This is a genomic window from Micromonospora sp. NPDC005806, from assembly GCF_042871425.1.
Taxonomy (GTDB): Bacteria; Actinomycetota; Actinomycetes; order Mycobacteriales; family Micromonosporaceae; genus Micromonospora.
In genome coordinates this window covers 1-22,786 of sequence record NZ_JBIAIL010000003.1, presented here as the reverse complement: position 1 = coordinate 22,786, position 22,786 = coordinate 1, and the positions used below count along the sequence as shown (strand labels likewise).

General features: G+C 69.6%; 28 protein-coding genes and 1 pseudogene. 7 read left to right on the top strand and 22 right to left on the bottom strand.

What is annotated here, in order from left to right; genetic code table 11:
- Nucleotides 1-31 precede the first annotated feature (31 nt).
- Genes ACFYOS_RS04900 through ACFYOS_RS04890 form a run of 3 tightly spaced genes read right to left on the bottom strand, consistent with a single transcriptional unit; the run spans nt 32 to nt 2,463 of the window.
- Nucleotides 32-364, bottom strand: a complete 333-nt coding sequence (locus tag ACFYOS_RS04900) for a hypothetical protein (RefSeq protein ID WP_387136085.1) — start codon at nt 362-364, stop codon at nt 32-34.
- Between the two features lie 18 nt (nt 365-382).
- Entirely contained in the window at nt 383-2,101 is a 1,719-nt protein-coding gene (locus ACFYOS_RS04895) for a SulP family inorganic anion transporter (RefSeq protein ID WP_387136084.1), read from the bottom strand.
- Nucleotides 2,098-2,463 carry an ArsR/SmtB family transcription factor gene (locus tag ACFYOS_RS04890; RefSeq protein WP_387136083.1) on the bottom strand — a complete coding sequence of 122 codons (366 nt, stop codon included), beginning with the start codon at nt 2,461-2,463 and terminating at the stop codon, nt 2,098-2,100. Before ACFYOS_RS04890 ends, ACFYOS_RS04895 begins: the two co-directional genes overlap by 4 nt.
- A 135-nt stretch (nt 2,464-2,598) precedes the next feature.
- Here ACFYOS_RS04890 and ACFYOS_RS04885 point away from each other — a divergent pair, with 135 nt between their 5' ends.
- The 3 genes and pseudogenes from ACFYOS_RS04885 to ACFYOS_RS04875 all read left to right on the top strand — a co-directional run.
- Complete coding sequence (locus ACFYOS_RS04885; protein ID WP_387136082.1) at nt 2,599-3,006, top strand: hypothetical protein; 408 nt, start codon at nt 2,599-2,601, stop codon at nt 3,004-3,006.
- Nucleotides 3,007-3,009: 3 nt separating this feature from the next.
- Nucleotides 3,010-3,150 (top strand): hypothetical protein, encoded by a 141-nt coding sequence (locus ACFYOS_RS04880; protein WP_387136081.1) that lies wholly within the window; start codon nt 3,010-3,012, stop codon nt 3,148-3,150.
- A 275-nt stretch (nt 3,151-3,425) separates the two neighbouring features.
- Nucleotides 3,426-3,652 (top strand): annotated as a pseudogene (locus tag ACFYOS_RS04875) (elongation factor Tu); the annotation flags it as partial.
- 138 nt (nt 3,653-3,790) lie between these two features.
- Here ACFYOS_RS04875 and ACFYOS_RS04870 read toward each other — a convergent pair.
- From ACFYOS_RS04870 to ACFYOS_RS04850, 5 genes are all read right to left on the bottom strand, one after another.
- A complete protein-coding gene (locus ACFYOS_RS04870) occupies nt 3,791-4,495 on the bottom strand; it encodes an ABC transporter ATP-binding protein (RefSeq protein WP_387136347.1) in 705 nt (234 codons plus the stop codon).
- A gap of 62 nt (nt 4,496-4,557) precedes the next feature.
- Entirely contained in the window at nt 4,558-5,367 is an 810-nt protein-coding gene (locus ACFYOS_RS04865) for an ABC transporter ATP-binding protein (protein WP_387136080.1), read from the bottom strand.
- Complete coding sequence (locus ACFYOS_RS04860; RefSeq protein WP_387136079.1) at nt 5,364-6,716, bottom strand: branched-chain amino acid ABC transporter permease; 1,353 nt, start codon at nt 6,714-6,716, stop codon at nt 5,364-5,366. The genes ACFYOS_RS04865 and ACFYOS_RS04860 overlap by 4 nt, the downstream gene beginning before the upstream one ends.
- A complete protein-coding gene (locus ACFYOS_RS04855; RefSeq protein WP_387136078.1) occupies nt 6,629-7,672 on the bottom strand; it encodes a branched-chain amino acid ABC transporter permease in 1,044 nt (347 codons plus the stop codon). The genes ACFYOS_RS04860 and ACFYOS_RS04855 overlap by 88 nt, the downstream gene beginning before the upstream one ends.
- Nucleotides 7,673-7,754: 82 nt before the next feature.
- Entirely contained in the window at nt 7,755-9,026 is a 1,272-nt protein-coding gene (locus ACFYOS_RS04850; protein WP_387136077.1) for a branched-chain amino acid ABC transporter substrate-binding protein, read from the bottom strand.
- Nucleotides 9,027-9,382: 356 nt separating this feature from the next.
- Between ACFYOS_RS04850 and ACFYOS_RS04845 the strand changes: the two genes are divergently transcribed.
- The 4 genes from ACFYOS_RS04845 to ACFYOS_RS04830 all read left to right on the top strand — a co-directional run bounded on the left by ACFYOS_RS04845 (nt 9,383) and on the right by ACFYOS_RS04830 (nt 14,292).
- Complete coding sequence (locus ACFYOS_RS04845) at nt 9,383-10,594, top strand: PucR family transcriptional regulator (RefSeq protein WP_387136076.1); 1,212 nt, start codon at nt 9,383-9,385, stop codon at nt 10,592-10,594.
- Between the two features lie 44 nt (nt 10,595-10,638).
- Nucleotides 10,639-11,805, top strand: coding sequence for an NAD(P)/FAD-dependent oxidoreductase (locus tag ACFYOS_RS04840; RefSeq protein WP_387136075.1), 1,167 nt, complete (start codon nt 10,639-10,641; stop codon nt 11,803-11,805).
- A gap of 43 nt (nt 11,806-11,848) precedes the next feature.
- Nucleotides 11,849-13,390 carry an aldehyde dehydrogenase family protein gene (locus tag ACFYOS_RS04835; RefSeq protein WP_387136074.1) on the top strand — a complete coding sequence of 514 codons (1,542 nt, stop codon included), beginning with the start codon at nt 11,849-11,851 and terminating at the stop codon, nt 13,388-13,390.
- 119 nt (nt 13,391-13,509) lie between these two features.
- Complete coding sequence (locus ACFYOS_RS04830; RefSeq protein WP_387136073.1) at nt 13,510-14,292, top strand: integrase core domain-containing protein; 783 nt, start codon at nt 13,510-13,512, stop codon at nt 14,290-14,292.
- 365 nt (nt 14,293-14,657) lie between these two features.
- Here the strand turns inward: ACFYOS_RS04830 and ACFYOS_RS04825 are convergent, their stop codons facing one another.
- The 14 genes from ACFYOS_RS04825 to ACFYOS_RS04760 all read right to left on the bottom strand — a co-directional run bounded on the left by ACFYOS_RS04825 (nt 14,658) and on the right by ACFYOS_RS04760 (nt 22,618).
- Entirely contained in the window at nt 14,658-15,158 is a 501-nt protein-coding gene (locus tag ACFYOS_RS04825; protein WP_387136072.1) for a hypothetical protein, read from the bottom strand.
- A 16-nt stretch (nt 15,159-15,174) separates the two neighbouring features.
- The gene (locus tag ACFYOS_RS04820; RefSeq protein ID WP_387136071.1) at nt 15,175-15,585 is read right to left on the bottom strand and encodes a hypothetical protein; all 411 of its coding nucleotides are present in this window, start codon (nt 15,583-15,585) and stop codon (nt 15,175-15,177) included.
- A gap of 1 nt (nt 15,586) precedes the next feature.
- Nucleotides 15,587-15,850, bottom strand: coding sequence for a hypothetical protein (locus ACFYOS_RS04815; protein ID WP_387136070.1), 264 nt, complete (start codon nt 15,848-15,850; stop codon nt 15,587-15,589).
- The gene (locus ACFYOS_RS04810; protein WP_387136069.1) at nt 15,847-15,996 is read right to left on the bottom strand and encodes a DUF6011 domain-containing protein; all 150 of its coding nucleotides are present in this window, start codon (nt 15,994-15,996) and stop codon (nt 15,847-15,849) included. Before ACFYOS_RS04810 ends, ACFYOS_RS04815 begins: the two co-directional genes overlap by 4 nt.
- A 3-nt stretch (nt 15,997-15,999) precedes the next feature.
- Nucleotides 16,000-16,266: a hypothetical protein gene (locus ACFYOS_RS04805; protein WP_387136068.1), complete on the bottom strand. Its 267-nt coding sequence runs from the start codon at nt 16,264-16,266 to the stop codon at nt 16,000-16,002.
- Complete coding sequence (locus tag ACFYOS_RS04800) at nt 16,266-16,532, bottom strand: hypothetical protein (RefSeq protein WP_387136067.1); 267 nt, start codon at nt 16,530-16,532, stop codon at nt 16,266-16,268. The genes ACFYOS_RS04805 and ACFYOS_RS04800 overlap by 1 nt, the downstream gene beginning before the upstream one ends.
- Complete coding sequence (locus ACFYOS_RS04795; protein ID WP_387136066.1) at nt 16,529-17,011, bottom strand: hypothetical protein; 483 nt, start codon at nt 17,009-17,011, stop codon at nt 16,529-16,531. Before ACFYOS_RS04795 ends, ACFYOS_RS04800 begins: the two co-directional genes overlap by 4 nt.
- Before the next feature lie 415 nt (nt 17,012-17,426).
- On the bottom strand, nt 17,427-17,606 hold the full coding sequence (locus tag ACFYOS_RS04790; RefSeq protein WP_387136065.1) for a hypothetical protein: 180 nt from the start codon (nt 17,604-17,606) through the stop codon (nt 17,427-17,429).
- A gap of 124 nt (nt 17,607-17,730) precedes the next feature.
- Entirely contained in the window at nt 17,731-18,798 is a 1,068-nt protein-coding gene (locus ACFYOS_RS04785; protein WP_387136064.1) for a ParB/RepB/Spo0J family partition protein, read from the bottom strand.
- A 117-nt stretch (nt 18,799-18,915) separates the two neighbouring features.
- Nucleotides 18,916-19,182 (bottom strand): hypothetical protein, encoded by a 267-nt coding sequence (locus tag ACFYOS_RS04780; RefSeq protein ID WP_387136063.1) that lies wholly within the window; start codon nt 19,180-19,182, stop codon nt 18,916-18,918.
- 236 nt (nt 19,183-19,418) lie between these two features.
- Nucleotides 19,419-20,384, bottom strand: a complete 966-nt coding sequence (locus ACFYOS_RS04775) for a recombinase family protein (RefSeq protein WP_387136062.1) — start codon at nt 20,382-20,384, stop codon at nt 19,419-19,421.
- 326 nt (nt 20,385-20,710) lie between these two features.
- Nucleotides 20,711-21,115 (bottom strand): hypothetical protein, encoded by a 405-nt coding sequence (locus tag ACFYOS_RS04770; RefSeq protein ID WP_387136061.1) that lies wholly within the window; start codon nt 21,113-21,115, stop codon nt 20,711-20,713.
- A gap of 14 nt (nt 21,116-21,129) precedes the next feature.
- A complete protein-coding gene (locus tag ACFYOS_RS04765) occupies nt 21,130-22,170 on the bottom strand; it encodes a DUF2637 domain-containing protein (protein ID WP_387136060.1) in 1,041 nt (346 codons plus the stop codon).
- Nucleotides 22,171-22,327: 157 nt separating this feature from the next.
- Nucleotides 22,328-22,618 carry a hypothetical protein gene (locus ACFYOS_RS04760; RefSeq protein WP_387136059.1) on the bottom strand — a complete coding sequence of 97 codons (291 nt, stop codon included), beginning with the start codon at nt 22,616-22,618 and terminating at the stop codon, nt 22,328-22,330.
- Nucleotides 22,619-22,786 lie beyond the last annotated feature (168 nt).

Here is a 22,786-nt window from a genome sequence, read left to right as displayed (position 1 = left end):
GTCGGGACGATCCTCCGACGCCGGCACCGGGTCAGCTACTGCCGGGTGCCGTGCCTGGCAGCCGTGCGGTACCGCGTGAGAGTCTGAACAGCCACAGGAACATGATTCGCAGCAGAGCGGTCAGGCCGGCGCGATCGCCAGCGCGTTGCAGCTCACGGGCGCGGCCGACCGCGACGACGAGTTTGCCTCCGTAGTCGGGCCACAACCGGGCGTGCTGACGGATGCGGACCGCGAGTCCGGCCAGCTTCGCCGCGACCCTGTGGTCCCTCACAGGCAGGACATCAAGGTCGGGTAGCAGGCCAACCCGCACCGCCAGATAGGCGTCCCACGCCGCACGCCGGGCCGGGTTCATCGCCGCATCCACCCTCCCGGTGTAGTTCCGTCACGACTGCCCGGCGGCGTCGAGCACGCCCGGCTCCTCGGTGGCCAGGACGCCGGTGCTGCGCAAATGGGCGCGAGCCGCGCCGATCGCCTCTCCCGTGTCGGGAAAGACGCGACCAGCAGCGCGGAGCCGGTCGAGCACGCCGACCGCGTCGAGGATCTTCTCTTGCCCCGTCCGCACACCGGAGACAAAGACCGCGATGCCGCGGTGTTCGAGACGCTCGATCGCGTCGCGCAACACCAGCGCGCCGGAACCATCAATCGTCGACACCCTCGACATCCGCAAAATGATCACCCGCACATCCGACACCTCGGACAGTTCGAGCAGGAAGCGGTGGGCGGCCGCGAAGAACAACGGTCCATCGAAGCGGTAGGCCACAATGTGCTCCCGGAGCAAGGCCGCCTCCTCAACGTGGTGATCGGCGATGTCGAGCGGCACCTCCTCCAACCGGGCCGCACGCGCGATCTTGCGGAGGGCCAACGCGCCAGCGACGAGCAGGCCGATCCCGACGGCGGCAATCAAGTCCAGGGCGAGGGTGGCTATCGCGGTCAGCACCAGGATGAGCGCGTCGGAGCGCGTCGCGCGGGCCAGGACGGCCAGCGAACCCACCTCGACCATGCGCACCGCCGTGGCCAGCAGCACCCCGGCCAGCGCGGCAAGCGGGATGTGCGCCACCAGCGGAGCGGCCACCAGCATGATCACCGCCAGCGCGACCGCGTGGGTGAGCGAAGCGAGTCGCGACTGGGCGCCGGAGCGGACGTTGACCGCGGTACGGGCGATCGCCGCCGTCGCCGGTACGCCGCCGAACAGCGGAGTCACCAGGTTCGCGACCCCCTGACCGAACAGTTCCCGATCCGGGTCGTGGCGCTGATTCACCGTCATGCCGTCGGCGACCGTCGCCGACAGCAGACTCTCCAGCGCGGCCAAGGCAGCGACCGCCAACGCCGAGGTGAACAGCGTCGGCACGGCGGCCAGGTCCAGGAAACCCAGCGAGGGGGCGGGCAGCGTGGCGGGCAGGACACCGATGCGGGCGACATCGAGCGACAACAGCTGCCCAGTAACGGTAGCCGCGGCCACCATGATCAGCGAGAACGGCACCGTGGGACGCCAACGCGCACCGGCCAGCATCACCGCCGCCACCCCGAGCGCCACCACCAGCGCGGGCCAGTTCGGATGGCCAGCGAACTCGACCAACGCCCGCCACGCCACCACGGCGACGTTCTCACCGTCCGGGTTCCGCGCCCCCAACGCGGCAGGCACCTGCTGCAGGAAAATCACCGCGGCGATACCCACAGTGAAGCCCTCCACCACCGGCGCCGGCACGTAACGCACGTACCGTCCGGCGCGGAGCAGGGCCAGTGCCAGCAAGATCAGGCCCGCCAGCACGCCGACGGTAAGCACCCCGCCCGGCCCGTACCGCGCCACGATCGGCACCAGCACCACCGTCATCGCCCCGGTAGGCCCAGACACCTGCAGGTTCGACCCGCCGAACAACGCGGCGAGCGCACCGGCCACAATCGCGGTCACCAAACCGGCCGAGGCCCCCAAACCGGACGACACCCCGAACCCCAGCGCCAACGGCAGCGCCACCACCGCAACGGTGAGCCCGGCGACCAGGTCACGGCGAGGCTGCCTCCGCATCGCCGCGACATCCGTGGCCCCCGGCAGAAGACCAACCACCCGGCGCCAGGCCGCCCGGCCGAGCACGGCGGCGCTCACCGCGGGACCGACAGCGGCTCGCCGTCAGCGTCGACCCGGTCCCCACGGAGACTCTCCAGCAGCTCCGCCTGACCGGCCAGCATCTCCGTGAGAAAGCGGCGGGCCGCCCGCATGAGATCCGCCACGTCCGGCCCCGCGAGCGCGTAAATGACCGCCGACCCGTCCCGCCTCGACGTGACGATCCCCGCCCGACGCAGCACCGACAACTGCTGAGACAGGCTCGACGCCTCGATGTCCACATCAGCCAGCAAATCCCGCACCGTCATCGGCCCATCACCGAGCAACTCCAGCACCCGGATACGCACCGGATGCCCAAGCGTGCGGAAGAACTCCGCCTTCCTCTCATACAGCGGCAGCACCACACGCCCTCCCCACCCGACTAACGGCCTAGGCAATTGAATACCTCTTCATATCGCCGAACCCGGCAGCCCCGGCCGGAGTGATCCTCAACACCTTCGGCCACCGCGTGGGTGACCCGGAGGGCCCGCAACATCGTCATGGACCTGCAGGACGCCGGTTCAAGTGCGCGATACCTGATCCGCGACCGCGACGGCACACACCCGGCACTGTTCGACGCGCTGCTGACCATGCACTCTGCCGACGACCTGGACGGGCTGACCGCGCTGTGCCGCATGCGGCCCCTCCCACTCGTCGTCGCGCTGCCGTCCGGCGACGTTCCCTCTGTGGGCGTGCGGGCGGTGCGGGCCGGTGCCCGGTCGGTGGTGGCGCGCGCGGCGACGGTGCCGGCGTTGCGGCGGGCGGTGGCCGCGACGCTCGACGGCGAGGCAGTCATGCCGGCTGATGTAGCCGACCTCCTGCTGACCGGCAGAGGTGGCCGGCCCCCGCGCCGCTCGGCTCCCTCAGCGGAGCAGGTCGCCTGGATGCGACGGCTGTCCAACGGCTGAACCGTGGCCCGCCTGGCTTCGGACACCGGCTACTCCGAGCGAGCGATGTACCGGCTGCTCCAGTCGCTCTACCAGCAGATCGGCGTCAACACCCGGCTCAAGGCGAGCATGGTGGCGCACGAGGAGTGCTGGTTCGAGGACTAACCGACGCGGCCCGGCCGGAAGCGCGCCAACCCCGCGAGCACAGAATCCAGACCTGTCGCCGCGAACTGCTGGACCGGACTTTGATCTGGAACCAGCCACATCTGCCGCACGCGCTACGCCAGTACGAGCGGCATTACCACGCTCATCGCCCGCGCCGCGGCATCAACAACGCTCGGCCCCTGCACCCGCTACCCGACCCGATCACCGATCCCATCACGATCACGGACCTCAACATCCGCCGTCGCGATCGCCTCGCCGGACTCGTCCACGATTATCGCCATTCGCCGTTCTTCGCCAACTACCGGCCGCAGTTCTACTTCCGCACAACAGACGTGGTCGGATCGATAGACCTCGGTGACGTGACGATGGTCCTGCCGGGCGACACCGTTGACCTGTCGGTGGAACTGGGCAGCCGACCGCGATGGATGTCGGGCTCGGCTTCGCGGTCCGGGAGAGTGGCCGTACGGTGGCCGCCGGCACGGTGACCGAGCTGCTCGACTGAGGTGGCGTGGAAGGGCCCCTTGCCAACAAGGGCCCTTCCCGTACGGCCTGCCCGGCCTAGTGTGAAGATCGTCGGGCACATATCCCGGCACAACTGAGACCGGCAAGGCGTGCGAAGGCGGTGCTTCCCCAGCCGTGATCAGCCGCCGAGGTAGGCCTGGACGACGTCGGGGTTGTTCGCGACGTCGACGGCCGCGCCTGACACCTTCAGCCGGCCGGACTCCAGCACGTACGCCCGGTCGGCGATCTCCAGTGCCGCGAGCGCGTTCTGCTCGACGACCAGCACCGTGGTGCCCTGCTGCCGGATGCGGGCGATGGTCTCGAAGATGAGCTCGACGAGCACCGGGGCGAGACCCATTGACGGCTCGTCGAGGAGCAGCAGCTTCGGCCTCGCCATGAGCGCCCGGCCGAGGGCGAGCATCTGCTGCTCGCCCCCGGACAACGTGCCCGCGCGCTGCGCGATGCGTTCGCGCAGGCGGGGGAACAGTTCGTAGACCTGCTCCTTGTCGGCGGCGATCCCGTGCCTGTCGGTACGCACGAACGCGCCGAGGTCGAGGTTCTCATCGACGCTCATGCGCGGGAAGATCCGGCGACCCTCCGGCGCCTGAACGATCCCGAGGCGCACGATCTGGTGCGCGGGCAATCCGTTGAGCCGGCGCCCCTCGAAAGTCATCGTGCCGCGTCGCGGATGCAGCAGCCCGGAGATGGTGCGCAGCGTGGTGGACTTTCCGGCCCCGTTCGATCCGAGCAGCGTGACGATCTCGCCGGGCATGACGGTGAGGGAGAGGCCCCTCACGGCGGCTATGTTGCCGTAGTAGACCTCGATCCGATCGAGCGAGAGCATCGGCTCGCTGGACGGGGCACGCTGCTCCGGGACAGGGACGGCGTGGAAGGCGTTCGGCATGGTCACAACCTCCGCTCCCGGGCGGCCTTGCCCAGGTAAGCCTCGATGACGCGGGCGTCGGACCGGATCTGCTCCGGTGTGCCCTCCGCGATGCGCTCGCCGTGGTCGAGCACGGTGATCCGTTCCGAAACCCGCATCACGACGCTCATGTCGTGCTCGATGAGCAGCACGGACAGCTTCTTCGCCTCCCGCACCCGGTGGACGAACTCGGTGAACCGGGCGGACTCCCGCGGGTTCATCCCGGCCGTCGGCTCGTCGAGCAGCAACACGCTCGGCCGCACCGCGAGCGCCCGCGCGACCTCGAGCCGACGCTGGTCGCCGTAGGAGAGGTTGCGGGCGTACTCGTCCGCGGCCCGGGCGATGCCCACGAAGTCGAGCAGTTCCCGCGCCGTTTCCCGCGCCTCGCGCTCCTCGCGGCGCTGCCTCGGGGTGTGCAGCACCGTCGCGGTCACCCCGGAGCGCAGGTGGGAATGCATGGCCACCTTGACGTTCTCCTCGGCGGTCATCAGTCCGAACAGCCGGATGTTCTGAAACGTCCGGCCAACGCCAAGGGCGGCGATGCGGTGCGGTGCCAGGTTGGTGATGTCGCGGTCGCCGATGTAAACGCGGCCTGCGGTCAGCTCGTAGAGCCCGGTGAGCACGTTGAAGAAGGTCGTCTTGCCGGCCCCATTAGGGCCGATCATGCTCACGATCCCGCCCTCGGGCACCGTGAAGCTGACGTCGTTCACCGCCACGAGGCCGCCGAAGCGGACCGTGAGGTGTTCGGCCCGCAGTGCCGTCCGGGTCTCGGTCGTCCTGGTCGTCGTAGTCACCGTCGATCATCCCCCTCGCCGGCCGCCGCGCGCTCGACCTGCTCGTCGAGCTCGTCGACCTCGATCGCCTCCTGACCCACGGCGGTCTTCTCGTGCTCGCGCAGCACCAGTCGCGTCCGGGACTCCGGCAGGAAGCCCTCCCGTTTGAAGAGCATCATCAACACCAGCGCGCCGCCGAAGATCAGGAAGTTGTACGAGGTAAAGTTGATCTCGGTGCCGAACTGTTCGTTGAAGGCGTTGCCGAACTGCGGTAGGCCGGTCGAGTTAACCCACGCGAGGATGAGCGCCCCGAGGGTGACGCCCCAGACGTTGCCCATGCCGCCGAGCACGACCATCGCGAGCAGCGTGATGGAGATGGAGAACCGGAACGTTCCCGCGAAGGCGCCATTCACGTGCGTGGCGTACGCGACCCCACCGATGCCCCCGGCCACCGCGCCGATGCCGTACGCCGCAAGCTTGGTGCGCATGAGCGGCACGCCCATGGCGCTCGCCGCCACCTCGTCCTCGCGGATCGCCAGCCACGCCCGGCCGAGCTTGCCCTCCCGCAGCCGCAGTGAGATGAAGATGATGAGCGCGGCGAGCGCGACGAAGATCAGGTACTTAGACAGCAGGTCGAACGGACCGAGGTTACGGATGCTCAGACCATTCGCCTCGATCGCGACGCTGTAGATCGGGTCGACCGGCGTAATGCTCTTGTCCCCGTTGGAAAGGTTGAACCCGAAGACGTTGTCTCCGTTCCGGAAGACCTGTGGGATGATCTCGCCGAATCCGAGCGTGACGAGCGCGAGATAGTCGCTGCGCAGCCGGAGGGTGGGTGCACCGATGATGACCCCGAAGACGAAGCACAGAGCCGCACCGGCGACGAGCACCATCCAGAAGCTGAAATGGATGCCCGGCTGGTTGGTCGGCACCGACCCCAACAGGTGCACCTGGGTCTGATAGAAGAACGTCGACATCAGCCACGCGGCCGTGTAACCGCCGATGGCCCAGAACGCGACAAACCCGAGATCCAGCAGGCCGGCGTACCCGACGACGATGTTGAGGCCGAGCGCGCAGATCACCCAGACGAGCGCCTCGTTCAGCGACGCGCGCGGGAGCCAGGTCTGGAGGAAGCCGTCGGCCCCGAGTTTGCTGGCGTAGTAATGCAGGAAGAACACGGCCAGTGCAGCGAGGGCGAAGCCGATCGGCCACCGCAGATGCTCGGGCACCCAGCGTCGACGCTGCGGTGTCGGCTCAGGCCTGGACAGTTCGTATCCCACGGCTACTCCCCCGTTGCGCGGCCGAGCAGGCCGTCCGGTCGAAACACCATCAGCAGGATCAGGATGCTGAACACGACGGTCTGCGACCACTTCTGCCCGAGTCCGTATGGCGCACCATCGTTGATGCCCTGGATCAGCCCGATCAGGACGCCCCCGAGCACAGCACCAGTCAGATTGCCGATGCCGCCGAGGACCGCCGCAGTGAATGCGATGAGCCCGAGCTGGAAGCCGAGGTCGAAGCGGGTCGAGGCGATCGTCTGCTGGTACATGACACCGGCCGCCCCGGCCAGCGCCCCGCCAAGGAGGAACGTGAAAGAGATCGTCGAGTTCACGCTGATGCCCATCAGCCGGCTGGCGTCCTGGTCCTGCGATGTCGCCCGCATCGCCTTCCCCTGCTTGGTCCTCGTGACCAGCGAGCTCATCAGCAGCAGCAGCGGCACCGTGAGGACGATGATGATGAGGAACTTGTAGTCGATCTGGACAGCGCCGATGTGGATAGCGCCCGACGGTAGGACGCTTGGCCACTGCCTCTGGCCCGAACCATTCCAGAGCAGGCCGATCTGCTGAAGCACGAAGCTCATGCCCACCGCCGTGATGAGGGGGGCGAGCCTGGGTGCACGACGCAGGCGGCGGTAGGCGAGAAACTCGATCACTACGTTGAGCGTGCCGCAGAAGGCCATCGTGGCGAGCAGGGTGACCAGAAAGAGCAGCCAGGCCACCACGTTGGACTCCCGCTGCCCCATGACGGTCGTGAGCAGGAAGCCGCTGAAGAGCGTGCCCAGCATGAACAAGTCCCCGTGGGCGAAGTTGATCAGCTGGATGATGCCGTACACCATCGTGTAGCCCAGCGCAATGAGCGCGTAGAGCGCACCGTTGTTGAGCCCGGCAACGGCGGCAGAGAAGAACTGGCCCGGCGACTCTACGACGTTGGCGAGAAGCCACATCGCCACGGCGACGAGGATCAAGGTGGCAGCCGAGCGCTCGATGACCGCCCGCCGGGACAGCGGGGGACGGATGGCGGTCCGGGCGAGGGTGGTCGGGGTCATGGGGCTCCCTGTGCGGCGGTGGGTAGAGCGTCCGGTGGTGTGGCGCGCCGGCCTCGGCGCGCCACACCCTGATAGCGGCGGCTCAGGAGGTGACAGGCCAGGCCTTGTGGAACGTCTCCTTGTTGCCCTTCATGATCAAAACCGAGATGTCGCGGGCGCTGGCGTCGCCGCTCTTCGGGTCGATCGCCAGGTCCTTGCCGAGCACCGCCTTGCTTGCCGGAATGGAGATGCCGGAGCCCTCGAACACCGCGTCCCGAACGCCCTTGCGGGTGCCGTCGGACTTCTCGATGGCGGCGAGGATCACCTGCAGCGCCATCACGCCGTACAGCGCATAGCTGGTAACCGGGTCGGAGCTGTACTTGGCCTTGTAAGCGTCGAGGAAGGTGGCTGCGGCGCCGCCGGCCGCCCGCAGCTGCGCCGTGTCCAGGCCGGCGAACGTCAGGTACATGCCCTGGCCCTCGGCGAGCTTCTGCAGGTCGGTGTAGCCCGTGAAGCCGTCGGGACCGAGCAGCTTCACCGGGCCGCTGTTCGGGCCGAGGACCTTGACCTTGTCCTTGACCAGTTGGCCGCCGTTGTTGTCGTAGATGCCGCCGAAGTAGACGCAGTCTGGGTTCTTCGACTTGACCTGCTGGAACAGCGCCACGTAGTTCGGCTGGGCCTTGTCCCAGGCCTGCTCGCCAACGACCTCGATACCCTGCTTCTTCGCCTCGTCCGCGAACGTCTTGGCCACGCCCTGGCCGTACGTCTCGTTGTCATTGAGCACGTAGCACTTCTTGAGCTGAAGATCCTTGGCGACGAACTGCGCGGCCGCGGCACCCTGATAGTCATCGGTGGTGATGACCCGACCGTAGTTCCGCTTGCCGCTTGGGAAGAATTTCTCCGGCTCGCCCGGGTCCCACTTCTTCGTCAGGCCGGGGTTGGTGTTCGCGTGCGAGATCATCAGCAGCGGTCCCGTCGAGTCCGCGTTCAGCACCGGAGCCTCGATCTTGGCGCAGCCGGAGTTGTAGGTGCCCATGACCGCGACCTCGTTGGCGTTCGCGACGTGGTCCTGCGCGTTCTTGGCGCAGGTGGCGTCGTCCCACGCGCCCTTGGCCGCCGTGGAGTCGTCGTACTTCTTTAGTGTCACGGTGTGCTTGCCGGCCTTGCCGCCCTGCTGCTCCAGGTAGAGCTGCATGGCGTTCCACGTGGCGTCGGAGGCGTCCTTGGACGCGCCCTGGAACGGCAGGTCCACGCCGACGACGACGTTCTTCGCCGCGCCGGCGCTGGTACCCGTGCCGCCCGGGTCTCCCCCGCACGCCCCAGCGGCCATCGCGACGACCACCAGACCCGCGAGTACGTTGACATGTCTGGCCATCCGGAGCTCCTCTCCCTCGTCGTAACTGCGACTGGGGTCGGCGAAGCCGCGGTAGGCCTCCGGGCCCCTCCCCGAGCCCGGCTGTACCGACCTCGATCGTGGCGACGACCGTAGGCGCGACCGGCCCGCGCGGCGATGGACGATTGTCGTGGTCAGCACACCCGGCGTTGAACATCTGTCGAGGTACCGTGCCCGACCTGCACCTTCGCACCGTTTTCCCTGGATAACGTGTTGGTAGCGACCAGCCGATCGTGCCGTTTATCGTTCCGCAACCGTCGAAGACTCCCGATCTTTTCGACGATTGTTCAAAATCGATGGATACCCAAACGGCGGCTGGTCGATGCCTGGGAGTCCTCGTGCACTCTGATCTCCAGCGGATCGTCGATGACCTCACGGAATACGTGGGGCTGCCGATACAGCTGACTGACGTACGGCTGGACTCGATCGTGTTCGGCCCGCACGGCGGCGAGATCGACTGGATCCGACGGGAGAGTCTGCTACTGCGCCGCACTCCCCACCAGGCCCGCGCGCTACTGGAGCGCAGCGGCGTCTTCTCCGCCATCGGTCCGTTGCGGATCCCCGCCGACCCGGATCAGGGCATGTGGAGCCGGGTGGCCGTGCCAACCCGCTGGCACAACCTCACCTACGGCTACCTATGGATTCTCGACAACGGGCAGGTGCTGACCGATCATCAGCTCCAGCACGTCGCAGACGTCGGCGCGGAGATCGGCCGGCTGCTGCACGCCATGCAACGCGCCCGCCATGTTGACGCAAGCCGATTGTCCGACCTGGTCGCCGCGCCGCTCGACGTACGGCAGCGGGCAGCAGCTGAGCTGTTGGAGGCCGGCATCATCCCGCCCCGCTCGCCGGTGGCCGCGGTCGTACTTGCGCATCCGGCCGCCGAGGCGACCCCCGACGACCTCGAGACGGTTCTGTGGGACGTCGGCACAGACGCCCTGCCACGGGCCGTCTTGCGGGTCGTCGAGTCGAACCACACCGTGCTCCTCGTACCGCTGCCCCGGTCCGGCGATCTCCAGCCCGCACGGTCGGCGGCGGCGCGGCTGCGCCGGGTCTACCTGAACACCACGCACCCGCCGCTGTCGACCGTCGTCGCTGGCATCAGCGACCCGCAGACCGAACTCGTCGAGGTCCACGCAGCCTACCGCCAGGCCAAACTTGCGGCGCGCGTCGCGGAGTCGCTACCCGAGCTGGGGCCGGTCGCCGAATGGGGCCGCCTGGGCGCCTTCCGGGCGCTGGTCTGCATCCCCACCGACCAGGTCGGTGCGCTGGCCGCCTCCGTCGTACGGTCCATCATGGACGCCGGTGACCCCAGCCTGCTGCCGACGCTCGAGGCCTACCTCGATAGCGGTTGCGACATGAAGTGCACGTCCGCCTTCCTCAACGTGCACCGCGGAACGGTCTACCACCGCCTCCGCAAAGTGGAGACCGTGTCCGGCCTCCACCTGCACGACGGGCTCGATCGGCTGGCCCTGCACCTGAGCATCAAGCTCGGCCGCCTCGCCGGCCTCATCCCCCACCGCAACGGCGGGCAACCCGCTGGGCGATAGCTGCTCATTCCGCCAACCCAGGGTCGTTTTGAGAGCGAGGAACGATGACGCGAACCGGTCGCGAACTACCGTCGAAGGCGTCGGTGGTGATCATCGGAGGCGGTGTCATGGGCGTCAGCACCGCGTACAACCTGGCCGCGGCGGGCGTATGCGACGTCGCACTCCTGGAGAAGGAGGCGCTGGGCGCCGGCTCCACCAGCAAGGCCGCCGGCGGGGTACGCGCCCAGTTCTCCGACCGGATCAACATCGCACTCGGGCTCCGCAGCCTAGAGATGTTCAGGCATTTCCGGGAGCGCTTCGAGCAGGAGATCGACCTGCACCAGGTGGGCTACCTGTTCCTGCTCGACTCCCCCGAGAGCGTGGCCACGTTCGAGCGCAACGTCGCGCTGCAGAACGGACTCGGCGTACCCAGTCGAATGATCCCGGTCGACGAGGCGAAGCGGATGTCCCCGCTGATCTCCACCGAGGGCCTGCTCGGCGCCGTGTACGCCCCCACCGACGGGCACTGCACCCCCGAGTCGGTCGTCCTCGGATACGCCTCCGCCGCCCGCCGTAACGGCGCGAAACTGATCACGAGCTGCGCCGCCATCGGCATAGAGACCGACGGCGATCGGATCGTCGCGGTTAACACGGAGGGCGGCCGGATCGAGACCGACACGGTCATCTGCACGACCGGCGCGTGGTCACGCCAGATCGGCGAATGGGTCGGCGTCGACCTGCCGGTATCCCCCCTGCGCCGACAGATCCTCATCACGGAGCCGATCCCCGGCCTCGATGCCGCCACCCCGTTCACCATCGACTTCGGTACCAGCCTCTACTTCCACTGTGAGGGCAGAGGGCTGCTGCTCGGGATGTCCGACCCCGACGAGACCCCCGGGTTCAAGCTGACCCGCTCCGATAGTTGGCTGCCGGGGCTGGGCAAGGCGATAGCGCGCCGCACCCCGGCACTGTCAGACGTGGGCATCGCCAGCGGCTGGGCCGGCCTGTACGAGATGACTCCCGACCACAACGCCCTTATCGGAGAGGCGGCCGAGGTGAGACGGTTCCTGTACGCCACCGGTTTCTCCGGCCACGGCTTCCTGATGGGTCCGGCCGTCGGGGAGGTCATGAGGGACCTCTACCTGGGTCGGCAGCCCTTCGTCGACGTCAGCGGGCTGCATGCCGGCAGGTTCGCCGACGCCGAGATCCGACCCGAACTGAACATCGTCTGACCGCCCGCGCGCACGCGCTCAAGACCAGTACAGGGAGACATTCATGGCATCGAGGCCAACCCCGATTCCCCGTGCCGAGGAACTCGCCGAGCTTGCCCGTACCACCGCACAGCGGTGCGGAGTGGACCTGGCGGCGATCGCCGGCGACGTTAAGACGACATCGCCCATCAATGGTGAGAGCCTGCTCTCGGTCGGGTGGGTGGACGCGAAGGCCGTCGATCTCGCCGTCGAGCGCGCCCAGGAGGCGTTCCTCGCGTGGCGTACCGTACCGGCACCGGTCCGCGGCGCCCTGGTCAAACGGTTCGGCGAGCTGCTGACCGAGCACAAGAGCCACCTCGCTGCGCTCATCAGCCTCGAGGTCGGCAAGATTGCTTCGGAGGCGCTCGGCGAAGTCCAGGAGATGATCGACATCTGCGACTTCGCCGTGGGCCTCTCCCGGCAGCTGTACGGCCGGACGATGACCTCCGAGCGGCCCGGTCACCGCCTCCTGGAGACCTGGCACCCGCTCGGCGTCGTGGGCGTCATCAGCGCCTTCAACTTCCCCGCCGCCGTCTGGTCGTGGAATACGGCGGTCGCCCTCGTCTGCGGCGATCCTGTCGTCTGGAAGCCGTCGGAGATCACCCCGCTCACCTCCGCCGCGTGCGGCGCCCTGCTCAACCGGGCCATCACGGAGCTGGGGGCGCCGACGCACCTCAGCCAGGTGCTGATCGGCGGCGCGGACGTCGGGCAGGCGCTCGTCGACCAATCGGGCGTGGCACTGCTGAGCGCCACCGGTTCAACCCGCATGGGCCGCTCGGTCGGACCGCGGGTCGCCGACCGCTTCGGACGTGTCCTGCTTGAGTTGGGTGGCAACAACGCCGCCATCGTCGCGCCCTCGGCCGACCTCGACCTGACCACCCGCGGCATCGTCTTCGCGGCCGCAGGCACCGCCGGGCAGCGGTGTACGACGATGCGCCGGGTCATCGCACACACCTCCGTCATCGACCGGCTCGTCGAGAAGGTCTCCGAGGCGTACAACCGACTGCCCATCGGCAATCCGCTGGGGGCGGGAACGCTGGTCGGCCCGCTGATCAGTGACTCCGCGTACAAGAACATGAGCAACGCCCTGGCAGCCGCCACCCAGCAGGGTGGCGCGGTACTGGTTGGCCGTGGGCGTCGCTTCGAAGACCAGGCCCCCAACGCGTACTACGCCGAGCCGGCGATCGTGCGCGTTGGCGAGCAGACCGACATCGTCCGGCAGGAAACGTTCGCGCCGATCCTGTACGTTATGCCGTACGAGAGCCTGGACGAGGCAATCGAGATGAACAACGCGGTGCCCCAAGGCCTGTCATCGAGCATCTTCACCAACGACCAACGGGAGGCCGAGCGGTTCATCTCCGCGGACGGCTCCGACTGTGGGATTGTCAACGTCAACATCGGCACCTCGGGCGCTGAGATCGGTGGCGCCTTCGGCGGCGAGAAGGAGACCGGCGGCGGCCGCGAGTCGGGCTCGGACGCTTGGAAGAGCTATATGCGCCGGGCGACCAACACGGTCAACTTCTCCGGTGAGCTTCCCCTGGCGCAGGGCGTCGACTTCACGGTCTGACCGCTGAACCTGTCGGGCTCGCAAAGGCGCCGTTGCATGGTGGGATCGATGGACGTGCTGAATGAACCCGTCTCGGTCCGAGGTCAATCGCCCTTGCGGGGTTCCAAAACCCGGTCATCGTGGCTGGCCTGGCCAGATGTGGTGCCCGACAGGGGATGCGGGCACCATCGTTACTCGTGTCGCTCCGCCTGATCTACCTCGTGTTCTGCCGGATCGCCAGCCCATCGCCTCGTCACCCCAGCCACGGTCCTTCGCTGGCATCGGCGGCTGGTCGCCCTCCGCGCATCCCACCAACACCGGTCCGCCGCAACCACACCACGTGGCGACGATTCCTGCGCACCCAAGCGTCGACCATGCTCGCCTGCGACTTCTTCCACGTGGACTGCGCGCTCACCCTGAAACGCTTGTACGTGTTCTTCGTCCTCGAGGTCGGTAGCCGGTACGTGCACATCCTCGGCGTCACCACCAACCCGGACGGGCCGTGGACCGCCCAGCAGGCCAGAAATCTGCTCATGGACCTCGGCGAGCGCGCCGATCAGTTCAGATTCCTGATCCGGGACCGGGCCGGGCAGTTCACCGACACCATCGACAGCGTGCTGACCGACGCCGGCGTCACGGTCTGCAAAATCCCACCGCAAAGCCCACGAGCGAACGCCTACGCGGAACGGTTCGTCGGCACCGTCCGAAGCGAGGCCACAGACCGAATGCTCATCTTCGGCCAGCGGCATCTGCGCCGCACGCTCGATGGATACGCCCGTCACTACAACCGGCGGCGCCCACACCGAGCCCTGCAGTTGCAGCCCCCGCGCTCCGACCGTCCCGTCGTTGACCTGACCCACGAACGGATCAAACGCCGGCCCGTCCTCGGCGGGCTGATCACTGAGTATGAACGAGCCGCATAGAAGCCCAGCCCAGGACAAGTGGCAGGGTTTTGGAACCCGACAGGTCACCCGGGAACCCATGTTCCCGAGATGTTCCCGGCGCGGGGTGCACCCCGGAAACGACGAAGGCCGCCTTGCTGGATTCGCCCAGCTCAGCGGCCTGTTATCGTGGTTCTCAAGATCGTGTCCGAGGGGGGACTTGAACCCCGCACCTCCGACCTCCTGACCAGGGCCAATTCTATCGGCCCTGCTCAGCGTGTGTCTACTCGTGCTCCCTTGTAGCCGCTTGTGGCCCTCTGTTCCCGCCCGTGTTCCCGCCGGGAACACCGTTGATCTTGCCCATCTGCGAAGGGGCCGGCCCAACGGACCGGCCCCCAGCTGTACGGCTACGGTCGCTCAGCGACCCCGTGCACCGTGTCGGCCCCGTCGACCGGCACCTCTTCCCACGGCCAGATCCCGCCCATCACAACGTACCGGCCGTGCTCGTCCGGCTCGATGCGCAGCTCCGGCTCCTCCTCGCCGGCGTAGCGGCGGTCGACCACGATCACGTCGCCGTCCCACCGCATCTCCGGCACGTCGGCGTCGAGCGTCCGGCTCAGCCTCGGCTCGGTCATGCCCTGCGCCTCGTACACCGCCCGCCAGTGCCGGCGGGCGGTCTCCTCGTCGGTCACCACTGCGGCGGCGACGTCGCGGGTGCAGGACCACACCGCCCAGCCGTTCCAGCGCCGGACCAGCGTGCCGGTGTACGCCGACTCGAACCGGCGGCCGCCGTCGTACGGGTACTCCAGCCACTCCCCCGCGAAGTACCCGGACGCGCCGGGCTCCAGCTCCGGGTTGAGGTCGAGCGGCACGCCCGCCTCCGGTGGCTTCTCCAGAGTCAGTTCCACGTGAACTCCTTCGTCGTCAGAACAGGGTCGCGGCCGGCGTCTCGCGCCGCCGGTCCAGCTCGCGCACTTCCTGGCCGGTCTGGTCTTCCCACCAGGCGGCGAACATGCGCCGGTGGCACCAGTTGTCCGGTGGCGGCACGTTCAGGTCGCAGAAGCACAGCAGGACCAGCCGGTCGGTGCCGGCCGCGTCGGCGATCTCCGCGAACTGCTCGGAGATCAGATCCACGCCGGCTGCTTCCATCCGCTCCAGGTAGATGTGCCGGTACGGCCCCTGCGCCATCTTCAACATCGCGTAGCTCGGCGCGAGGAGCCGGGCGTACCCGGCCAGGTCGTACGGGAGCGGGAACCTGGGCGCCCCGACCGTCGACCGGACGGGCGCGCCCTGCTCGGGCTTGAACCGCTGGTAGCGGTTCGTGAACAGCTGCAACTCAACCTCCATGTTGAGGCGTGGACTCGTCGTAGAGCTGGGCCATCGCCGGCACCAGCTCGTCCAGGTAGGCGCCCAGCGCGTCCACAGCGGACGCGACCACCGACGGCGGACCCGTGATCGTCAGCAGCTCCAGCTCCGCGATCCCGTCGCCGTGGGCGACGTCGACCGCCTCGCCGTCCGGCAGCGGCGGCAGCGGCAGGACCGCCTTCGCCTGCACCAGCGGCGTGTAGACCCCGCCCCGGAACCTGAGGATCGCGGTCACGCTGCTCCTCCCAACGCCAGCAGCCGCTTGATGCGGCACTTCGGTCCGACCCGCTCGGCGCGAGCCCGCTTCGTCCGCAGCGGACGTCCGCAGTCCTCGCACTCCACGGGCTCTTCGTCGGGGCTGGCCGCCACCTGGTCAGGCATCGGCTACCTCCTCCCTCGCAGCCGGGCGGCGATCCCCCGGCACCATCCGCGGTCGACCCCGAGCCGTTCGGCCACCTCGTCGGCCGTGTAGCCGTCGACGAGGTACGCCGTGGCCAGGGTTGCCACCCGGTCATCCACCGGCGGGGCGTCCGCCGGCGGCCGGGTCACCATCGGCCGGCCCCGGCGCGGCGGCAGGTCAGCGCCCGTCTCGCGCCGGGTGGCGCGGGCCCGGGCCAGAGCCCGGTCCCGCGCCGTCTCCTGCTCGGCCACTACCGGGCCCGCCGCCGCCGGTGCCGCAGCCGCCGCCGGTACTCCGTGTGCATCGCCCGCAGCCGCGCCCGGCGCTGGTCCGCCAGGCGGACCAGCGGTGCGAGAGCCGCGAGAGCGCGCCGCACGGCGATGCCGAGCTGCCGGAACGCCTCTTGCAGCGGCTTGAACTGCTCGGCGAGCTGGCGGCCCAGCTGCTCCCACGCCGCCCGGATCTTGGCGGCCTGCTCCGGGTCGAGCTGCGGCACCTGGACGGCGAGCGCGGTCACGCCGCCGCCTTCGCCCGGTGCTGCCCCTTGTCGGGGGTCGGCATCGGCACGACCGCGACGACCTTCTGCCGCTCGGCCATCCACTGCCCGCCGACCCGCGCCAGCCGCTCGACCAGCTCGTCACGCAGCTTCTTCGCGCCGTCGACGTACATCTCCAGGTCGTGCAGCACCTTGCGGGCCATCGGGTCGCCGGCTGCGGCCTCCGCCTTCGACCGTGGGAGCAGGTACCGGTCGTGGGCGGCCAGCTCCATGTCGGCGACGTCGCAGGCGAACGAGATCCCGCGCACCTCGGCGCCCTTGTGGATCGCGTCGACCACGGCCTCGGCCAGGTCCCGGGCGTCGCGCTCGTCGAGGCGCAGCCCGATGTCCTTCCCGGCCGCGAGGAGCACGGCGGCCGCCGTCTCCCGCACTGCCAGGTAGCCCGGCAGGGCCGCCTTCACCTTGCGGGCCTGCTCTTCCTGCTGGGCGGTGAGGCTCATCGCGCCTCACCTCGCCGGCATCGGAGGCCGCAGTCGAGCATTGCGGCCGTACAGCTTGCGGGCACAGTTGTCCCCTCTCCGTTCGGTTTCGGCAGCTGGGCTGCCCTGACTTCCGCGACGAGCGCCGGACCGGCGTGGGTGTCGAACACCGCTCGTCGGGCGACCCGGAAGGCCGCCGGTCCGAGCGGGACCGCGTTCAGCATCCGCGCCTGCCGGTACAGCTCGGCCTGCGCTCGCCGCATCGCCTGCCGCAGGCGGGCCGGCCCGGACGGCAGCGGCCACGCCCACAGGACCCTGACCACCTGCCTCGCACCGATCGCCTCCAACAGCCGAGGGTTGTACATAAACATTGTATCGGACAGACCACGCACAGTCAAACTGCGACCGTACAGCTGGCGGCCACGGCGACGCCGCCTCACAGGTTCAGAGCCCGCCGCTGGTCTTCGGAGAGCACCCGCCGGGCCTTCTCGACCAGGGGCCCGCCGTCGCAGGCCAGGCACAGCACCACCGGGTCGCGGTCGCCTCGGCGGGCCCGCACCCGGGCTCGCCGGCAGATCCCGCACGGCGTCAGGTCGATCGGCCCGAGCACCGGCATCAGTGCGCTCCACGCGAACAGACGTCCACGCCCGGAGCATACGCACTCCCACCGCGCCCGCACAGGCTGCGCCGGGACGAGGAACGCCCCGCGGGTCAGCCCGCGGGGCGTCCACTCTCGCCGATCAGTGCTGGCACACCGGGCAGAAGCCGGCCTCCTCCACCGCGTTCTCATGGCCCTCCCAGGTGCAGTTCGGGTCCACCTTGATCGGCCCGGTCGACGACACGTCGACCAGCTCGGCCGGCACCTCCACCACGACCTCCGGGTCCAGCTCCACCTTGGCCGACGCCGCGATCGCCTGCGCCTTGCGCAGCTTCGCCGACACCTTCCCCGCCGCCGTGCGCAGGTGGTCGACGCGCTGCCGGTACGCGGCCACGCCGCCCTCGGCGCCGGCGAGCAGCTTCGCCAGCTCCACCTCGTCCAGCTGCGCCAGCTCGGCCAGGATCTCGCCGGCCGCCGCCAGGCGGTCGATCTTGCTGACCACCTTCTTCCGCGCGGCCACCACCTTCTCCTGCTCTTCCTCGCTGTGCTCGGCCTCGTCGAGCTGGAAGAACCCGCCCTGCTCCTCGGCCGCCTTGCACGCCTTCGCGAACGCCTCCGCGTCCCGCGCCGACGAGAACTCGCCCCGCGCCCACTTCACCAGGAACCGCCGCTGCTGGTCGGCGGACAGCCGGCACACGTACCAGGCGACGCCCACCTGCAGCTGGCCCTTCGCCACGAGCTGCTTCGCGTCGTCGATCAGCCCGAGCAGGTCGATCCGCCAGCCGATGTACGGCTGGCTCTTGCCGAACAGCTCGGCGATCGCCTCGACCTCCCAGCCGGCGTCCGCGAGGCGCGCGTACGCCGCGGCCTCCTCCATCGGCGTCATGTCCTGCCGGTTGACGTTCTCCGCCACCTGCGCGATGAACGCCGCCTCGTCGTCCATCTCCCAGACCATCGCGGCCAGGTCCTCGATGCCGCCCTGCTGGGCGGCCCGCCAGCGCCGCTCGCCGACGACCAGGCGGTAGGTGCCCGCCTTCGCCAGCTTCCGCACGGCGACCGGCTGGAGCTGGCCGAGCTTCTTCATCGAGGCCGCCAGCTCGGCCAGCTCCTCCTCGGTGAACTGCTTGCGCGGCTGGTCCGGGTCCGCCTCGATCTTCCCGACGGGGATCGTCCGCAGGACCGGCTTCGCCGGCTTCTTCGCAGCAGTCACACTCGCAACCATCGTCTTCCTCCACAGTGAACGGGTCGCACCAAGCGGTACACATTCATTGTAGTCAAAAGACGATCTTGCCGTCAATATTTTATGTACGCTCTACCGTGGAGCGCATCACGATGCCATCGCCGAGCCCACTGCGGCGAAGAGCGTCGGGACCAGGGGGCCGGCGGCCACCAGCTGAGCCGTCCGCACCGTCTGCCGCACCGCCCGACCCACCACTCTCGACAGCAGCTCGACCGGCGTCTCCGGCCGCAGCACGGCCGCCACCTTCTCCGCCTGCTCGTCGCTCAGGTCGGCGTCGTCCGCCCGGCCCGACTCCAGCTCCGCCTCGATCCTCGCCGCCAGCTTCTGGACATCGATCTCGCGCTCTCGGTACAACGTCTCAGCCCCCCCGTCATCCGTCTCGATGCACCAACCATCCCACTGCGACCCCACAGGCCAGCAGGCGGCTAAGGCAGCCTTAAAGATCAATGTCACCGATCCTATGCGGACCGTGGCCGGACGCAACAGGGCCGAACTCGGCTTCGCAAATACTTTTCACGCGCCACGCGGCAACCCGTTGTTACACGGAGACGCGGCGCACCGATATAACGGTGGGGGCCAGTGTGTGCCCCTTACTTCCAGACGAACTCCAGCCGGTCGACGTCGAGCTGCGTCGCGCCCGCACGGGTCGCCGGCTTCACGATGATCCGGTCCAGCACCAGCGCCAGCAGCTCCCGGCGCCGCTCCAGCGGCGCGTCGACCCACCACTCCGCCAGGCCCTCCGGCGTCGTCGCCGGCAGCGCCTGCAACCGCTCCGCCTGGGCCAGCCGCTCGCGCAGCTGCTTCTGCTCGCGCTTCGCCTCGGCCTCGATCGCCGTCAGCGTCACCAGGCTGATCTCCCGCTTGGCGTACGCCTGGCCGGCCTCGGCCAGCCGGTCCTCGATCGCCTGCAGCACCGCCTGCATCGGCGCCGCGCCGTTCATCGCCGAGCCCACGGCGCGCTCCAGCCGGGCCCGCACCTTCGGCGAGGCCAGTCGCGCCAGGGCCCGGGCGGCGACCTCCTCCTCCAGGCTCTCCGCCGCGATCCGGATGCGCCCGCACCCGTAGCTGGGGCTGCCGGCCCGGCAGACGTACCCGCGCTTGCCGCTGTTGCTCGGCTGCGTGTAGAGCGGCTTCCCGTCGATGTGCGTGCCGGGCCCGTTCTCGTCGGGCAGCGGGTAGCCGCACACCAGGAACCCGCCAGACAGCAGGTACTTCCGCACGTTCGTCGCATGCGGCTGCTTGCGCTCCGGGGCGTCCAGCAGCTCCAGGAGCCGGCCGTGCGTGGCCTCGTCGATGATCGGCGGCCACTCGCCCTTGCCGACCACCTCGCCGAGGTACGTCTTCAAGCCGGCCAGCCGCGGGTTGCGCAGCAGCCGCGACAGCGACTGCTGGGTCCAGGGCCGCCCGGCGGACGTCATGATCTCCCGTGCCCGTAGATCGGCGACGGTTGATCGCATACTCTCCCCGTCGAGCACTCGCTTCACGACGTCACGGATCACCGACGCCTCAGCATCGATGATCTCCCGTCCTGTCTCGTCGTACCCGTAGCACCGCATCCTGACCCCCAGCACGCGCTTTGGCCGGCCTGAACTCGACCGGCCTATAAGTTAGCAGTGCCTCATGGCACCGTGCTACCTACGGGTACCTATGAGTTACGCGGGGCAGTTGTCGCCTTCCGGACACCGTAACCTCACAGGCAAGTCGGACAACTCCGGACACAAAGAGCCCGGAACCCCCTATTGGAGGCCCGGGCTCTTGGCTGGGAGCGGGCCCGATCAGGTCTTGCTGTCCCCCGACGGCTCCCCTGACCGGCCCCGCTCACCGCACGGCATCGCGGGACGAGACCGGTCACATTCAACCATCGCGACCGGACGGCTCGCCACTACAGCGAAACCCAGCGGTCGCCCTCGCGGTACTGGATCTCGACGCAGCCCCAGTTCGGCTGCCCGAAGTCGTCCAGCGGCCCGAAGTCCGCGTCGCCGCCGGGCTCCGCTTCGGTCCAGATCAGCCCCTCGTACACCACGCCGCGCTCCGCCGGGTCGACGTCCTTCCCTTCCTCGATCGCGCCCTGGTCGGTGTCGCCCTCGTCGAGCATCCGGAACTGCCGGCCCTCGGTCCGGGCCCGCTCGACCATCTCCGCGGTGGCCTGCCGGGGACCGGACGTTCCCACCTCCGACTCGAACATGCCGCCCAGCTCGCAGGCCCGGTCCCGGGTCAGCACCCAGGCGTACGGGTTGCCGGGGAACTGCGCCGCCCGCTCGGCCGCGATCATCGCCATCGACACCATCTGTCTCTCCTCCTCTACGCGACCCCGGCGCCGACCGGCACCCGGGCTTCCTGCTGGTCGCTGTCGCCGGCGACGTCGCCGCCGGCCTCCTTCCCGGCCTGGAGCTCCGCCTTCGCTTCGGCGATGCGCTGCCGGCCCCATCTCTCGCCCCGGCCGAACTTCTGGCCGAGGGCCTGCCCCGTCAGCGGCTCGCCGGCGGCCGCGGAGTCCCGCCACCTCTTCCGGGCGGCAGCCCACAGCTCCTCGGTCGCCGCGTCCGGCACCGGCGCCGGGTCCGGCGGCGGCAGCGGCAGCGGCGGCTGGGCCGGCCACGGCTCCGGCGGCACCACCACGTCCAGCGACGGCAGCGGCACCCGCGCCGAATGCGGCACCGGCACCGGCTCGGGCTCCGGGTCCGGCTCCGGCAGCGGCACCGGCTCCGGGTCCGGCTCCGGCTCCAGCAGCGGCACCGACTGCGGCAGCGGCACCAGCTCCGGCATCGGCTGCGGCTCCGGCAGCGGGTCCGGCTCCGGCAGCGGCACTGGCTCGGCGGCGGCCGGCGGCACCGGCACCGGGGGCGGCGGCGCGACCACGGAACTCAGGTACGCCTCCCGCTCGGCGGCAGCCGCCAGGGCGGCGGCACGCGCGGCGGCGTCCGCCTCCCGCCGCTGCTGCGACAGCACCACCAGCCCGATCGACGCCACGACCACCAGGCCGTCGACCGACAGTGGCAGCGTGCTCGCCGTCAGGCCGTCCTCGCCGTACTCCAGGGCCAGGCCCTTCATGTGCCGGTAGCTGGCCAGCGCGGCGACCCCGGCGACGATCACCGTGCTGACGACCTGCACGCGCCGCAGCCACTTGTGCCGCGGTGGCGGCACCCGCGTCATCACCTCCGAGCACAGCAGCAGCGCCAGCGGCGCCCACCCGGCAACGGCACGCGCCACGCCACCGGTCCCGGCGTGCGCGATGTTCGCCGCCAGCGATGCCGCGATGCCGGCACCGAACGCCAGCCACACCGACACCCACGCGCCCTTGCTCGGCCGCTCCGGCACGTCGACCTTCTCCACGTGAACCACGCCGGCCTACCCGGCAGCCGCGACGGCAGTGCCGCCGTCGGGCGGCAGTGCCGCCGGCCTCGGCAGTGCCGGCACGTCCGGCACCCTCTTGCTCTCCATCGGTTTCCCTCCAACGGGTAGAGGCCGCCCGGGGGTCCCGGGCGGCTCTCGTCGGTCGTCACAGGCGGGTCAGCGTCTCCCCCACCAGCTCGCCGCGCTCGGCCACCGCCGCCTCGTGCTCGTGCAGGTGGTTGGCGCACAGCAGCTGCTCCTGCGTGTACGGCGCCAGCTCCACGCCCTCCTCCGGGTCGAACAGGCACAGCCCGCCGTCCCCGCACTTCTCGCCGTCGTGCTCGGTCACCAGGCGGGCGACCGCCGGCTCGGTGCACGGCCCGCCGTCCTCCTCGGGCACGAACTCGGCGTTGAAGGTCGGGATCACAAGGCGCTCGGTGCAGGTCAGCTCGGGCATCTCTCGCTCCTCAGGTCAGGGCAGGTCGGGATATGGAAGCGGGGGGGGCCCCCCCCGGCCCCCCCCCCCCCCCGGGGCCCCGGGGGGGGCGGGGGGGGGCGGGCCGCCCCCCCCCGCCCCCCCCCCCCCCCCCACACCCGAAAGGCCGGCCATTAAACCCCCCCCGGC

Excerpts from the sequence above, each read along its gene's own strand:
- ACFYOS_RS04810 (WP_387136069.1), bottom strand. The coding sequence starts at position 15,996 with ATGCCTGACCAGGTGGCGGCCAGCCCCGACGAAGAGCCCGTGGAGTGC.
- ACFYOS_RS04840 (WP_387136075.1), top strand. The coding sequence starts at position 10,639 with ATGACGCGAACCGGTCGCGAACTACCGTCGAAGGCGTCGGTGGTGATC.
- ACFYOS_RS04835 (WP_387136074.1), top strand. The coding sequence starts at position 11,849 with ATGGCATCGAGGCCAACCCCGATTCCCCGTGCCGAGGAACTCGCCGAG.
- ACFYOS_RS04850 (WP_387136077.1), bottom strand. The coding sequence starts at position 9,026 with ATGGCCAGACATGTCAACGTACTCGCGGGTCTGGTGGTCGTCGCGATG.
- ACFYOS_RS04770 (WP_387136061.1), bottom strand. The coding sequence starts at position 21,115 with ATGGTGTCGATGGCGATGATCGCGGCCGAGCGGGCGGCGCAGTTCCCC.
- ACFYOS_RS04885 (WP_387136082.1), top strand. The coding sequence starts at position 2,599 with ATGGACCTGCAGGACGCCGGTTCAAGTGCGCGATACCTGATCCGCGAC.
- ACFYOS_RS04855 (WP_387136078.1), bottom strand. The coding sequence starts at position 7,672 with ATGACCCCGACCACCCTCGCCCGGACCGCCATCCGTCCCCCGCTGTCC.
- ACFYOS_RS04760 (WP_387136059.1), bottom strand. The coding sequence starts at position 22,618 with ATGCCCGAGCTGACCTGCACCGAGCGCCTTGTGATCCCGACCTTCAAC.
- ACFYOS_RS04795 (WP_387136066.1), bottom strand. The coding sequence starts at position 17,011 with ATGAGCCTCACCGCCCAGCAGGAAGAGCAGGCCCGCAAGGTGAAGGCG.
- ACFYOS_RS04870 (WP_387136347.1), bottom strand. The coding sequence starts at position 4,495 with ATGCTCTCGCTCGATCGGATCGAGGTCTACTACGGCAACATAGCCGCC.
- ACFYOS_RS04775 (WP_387136062.1), bottom strand. The coding sequence starts at position 20,384 with ATGCGGTGCTACGGGTACGACGAGACAGGACGGGAGATCATCGATGCT.
- ACFYOS_RS04790 (WP_387136065.1), bottom strand. The coding sequence starts at position 17,606 with ATGCCGGTGCTCGGGCCGATCGACCTGACGCCGTGCGGGATCTGCCGG.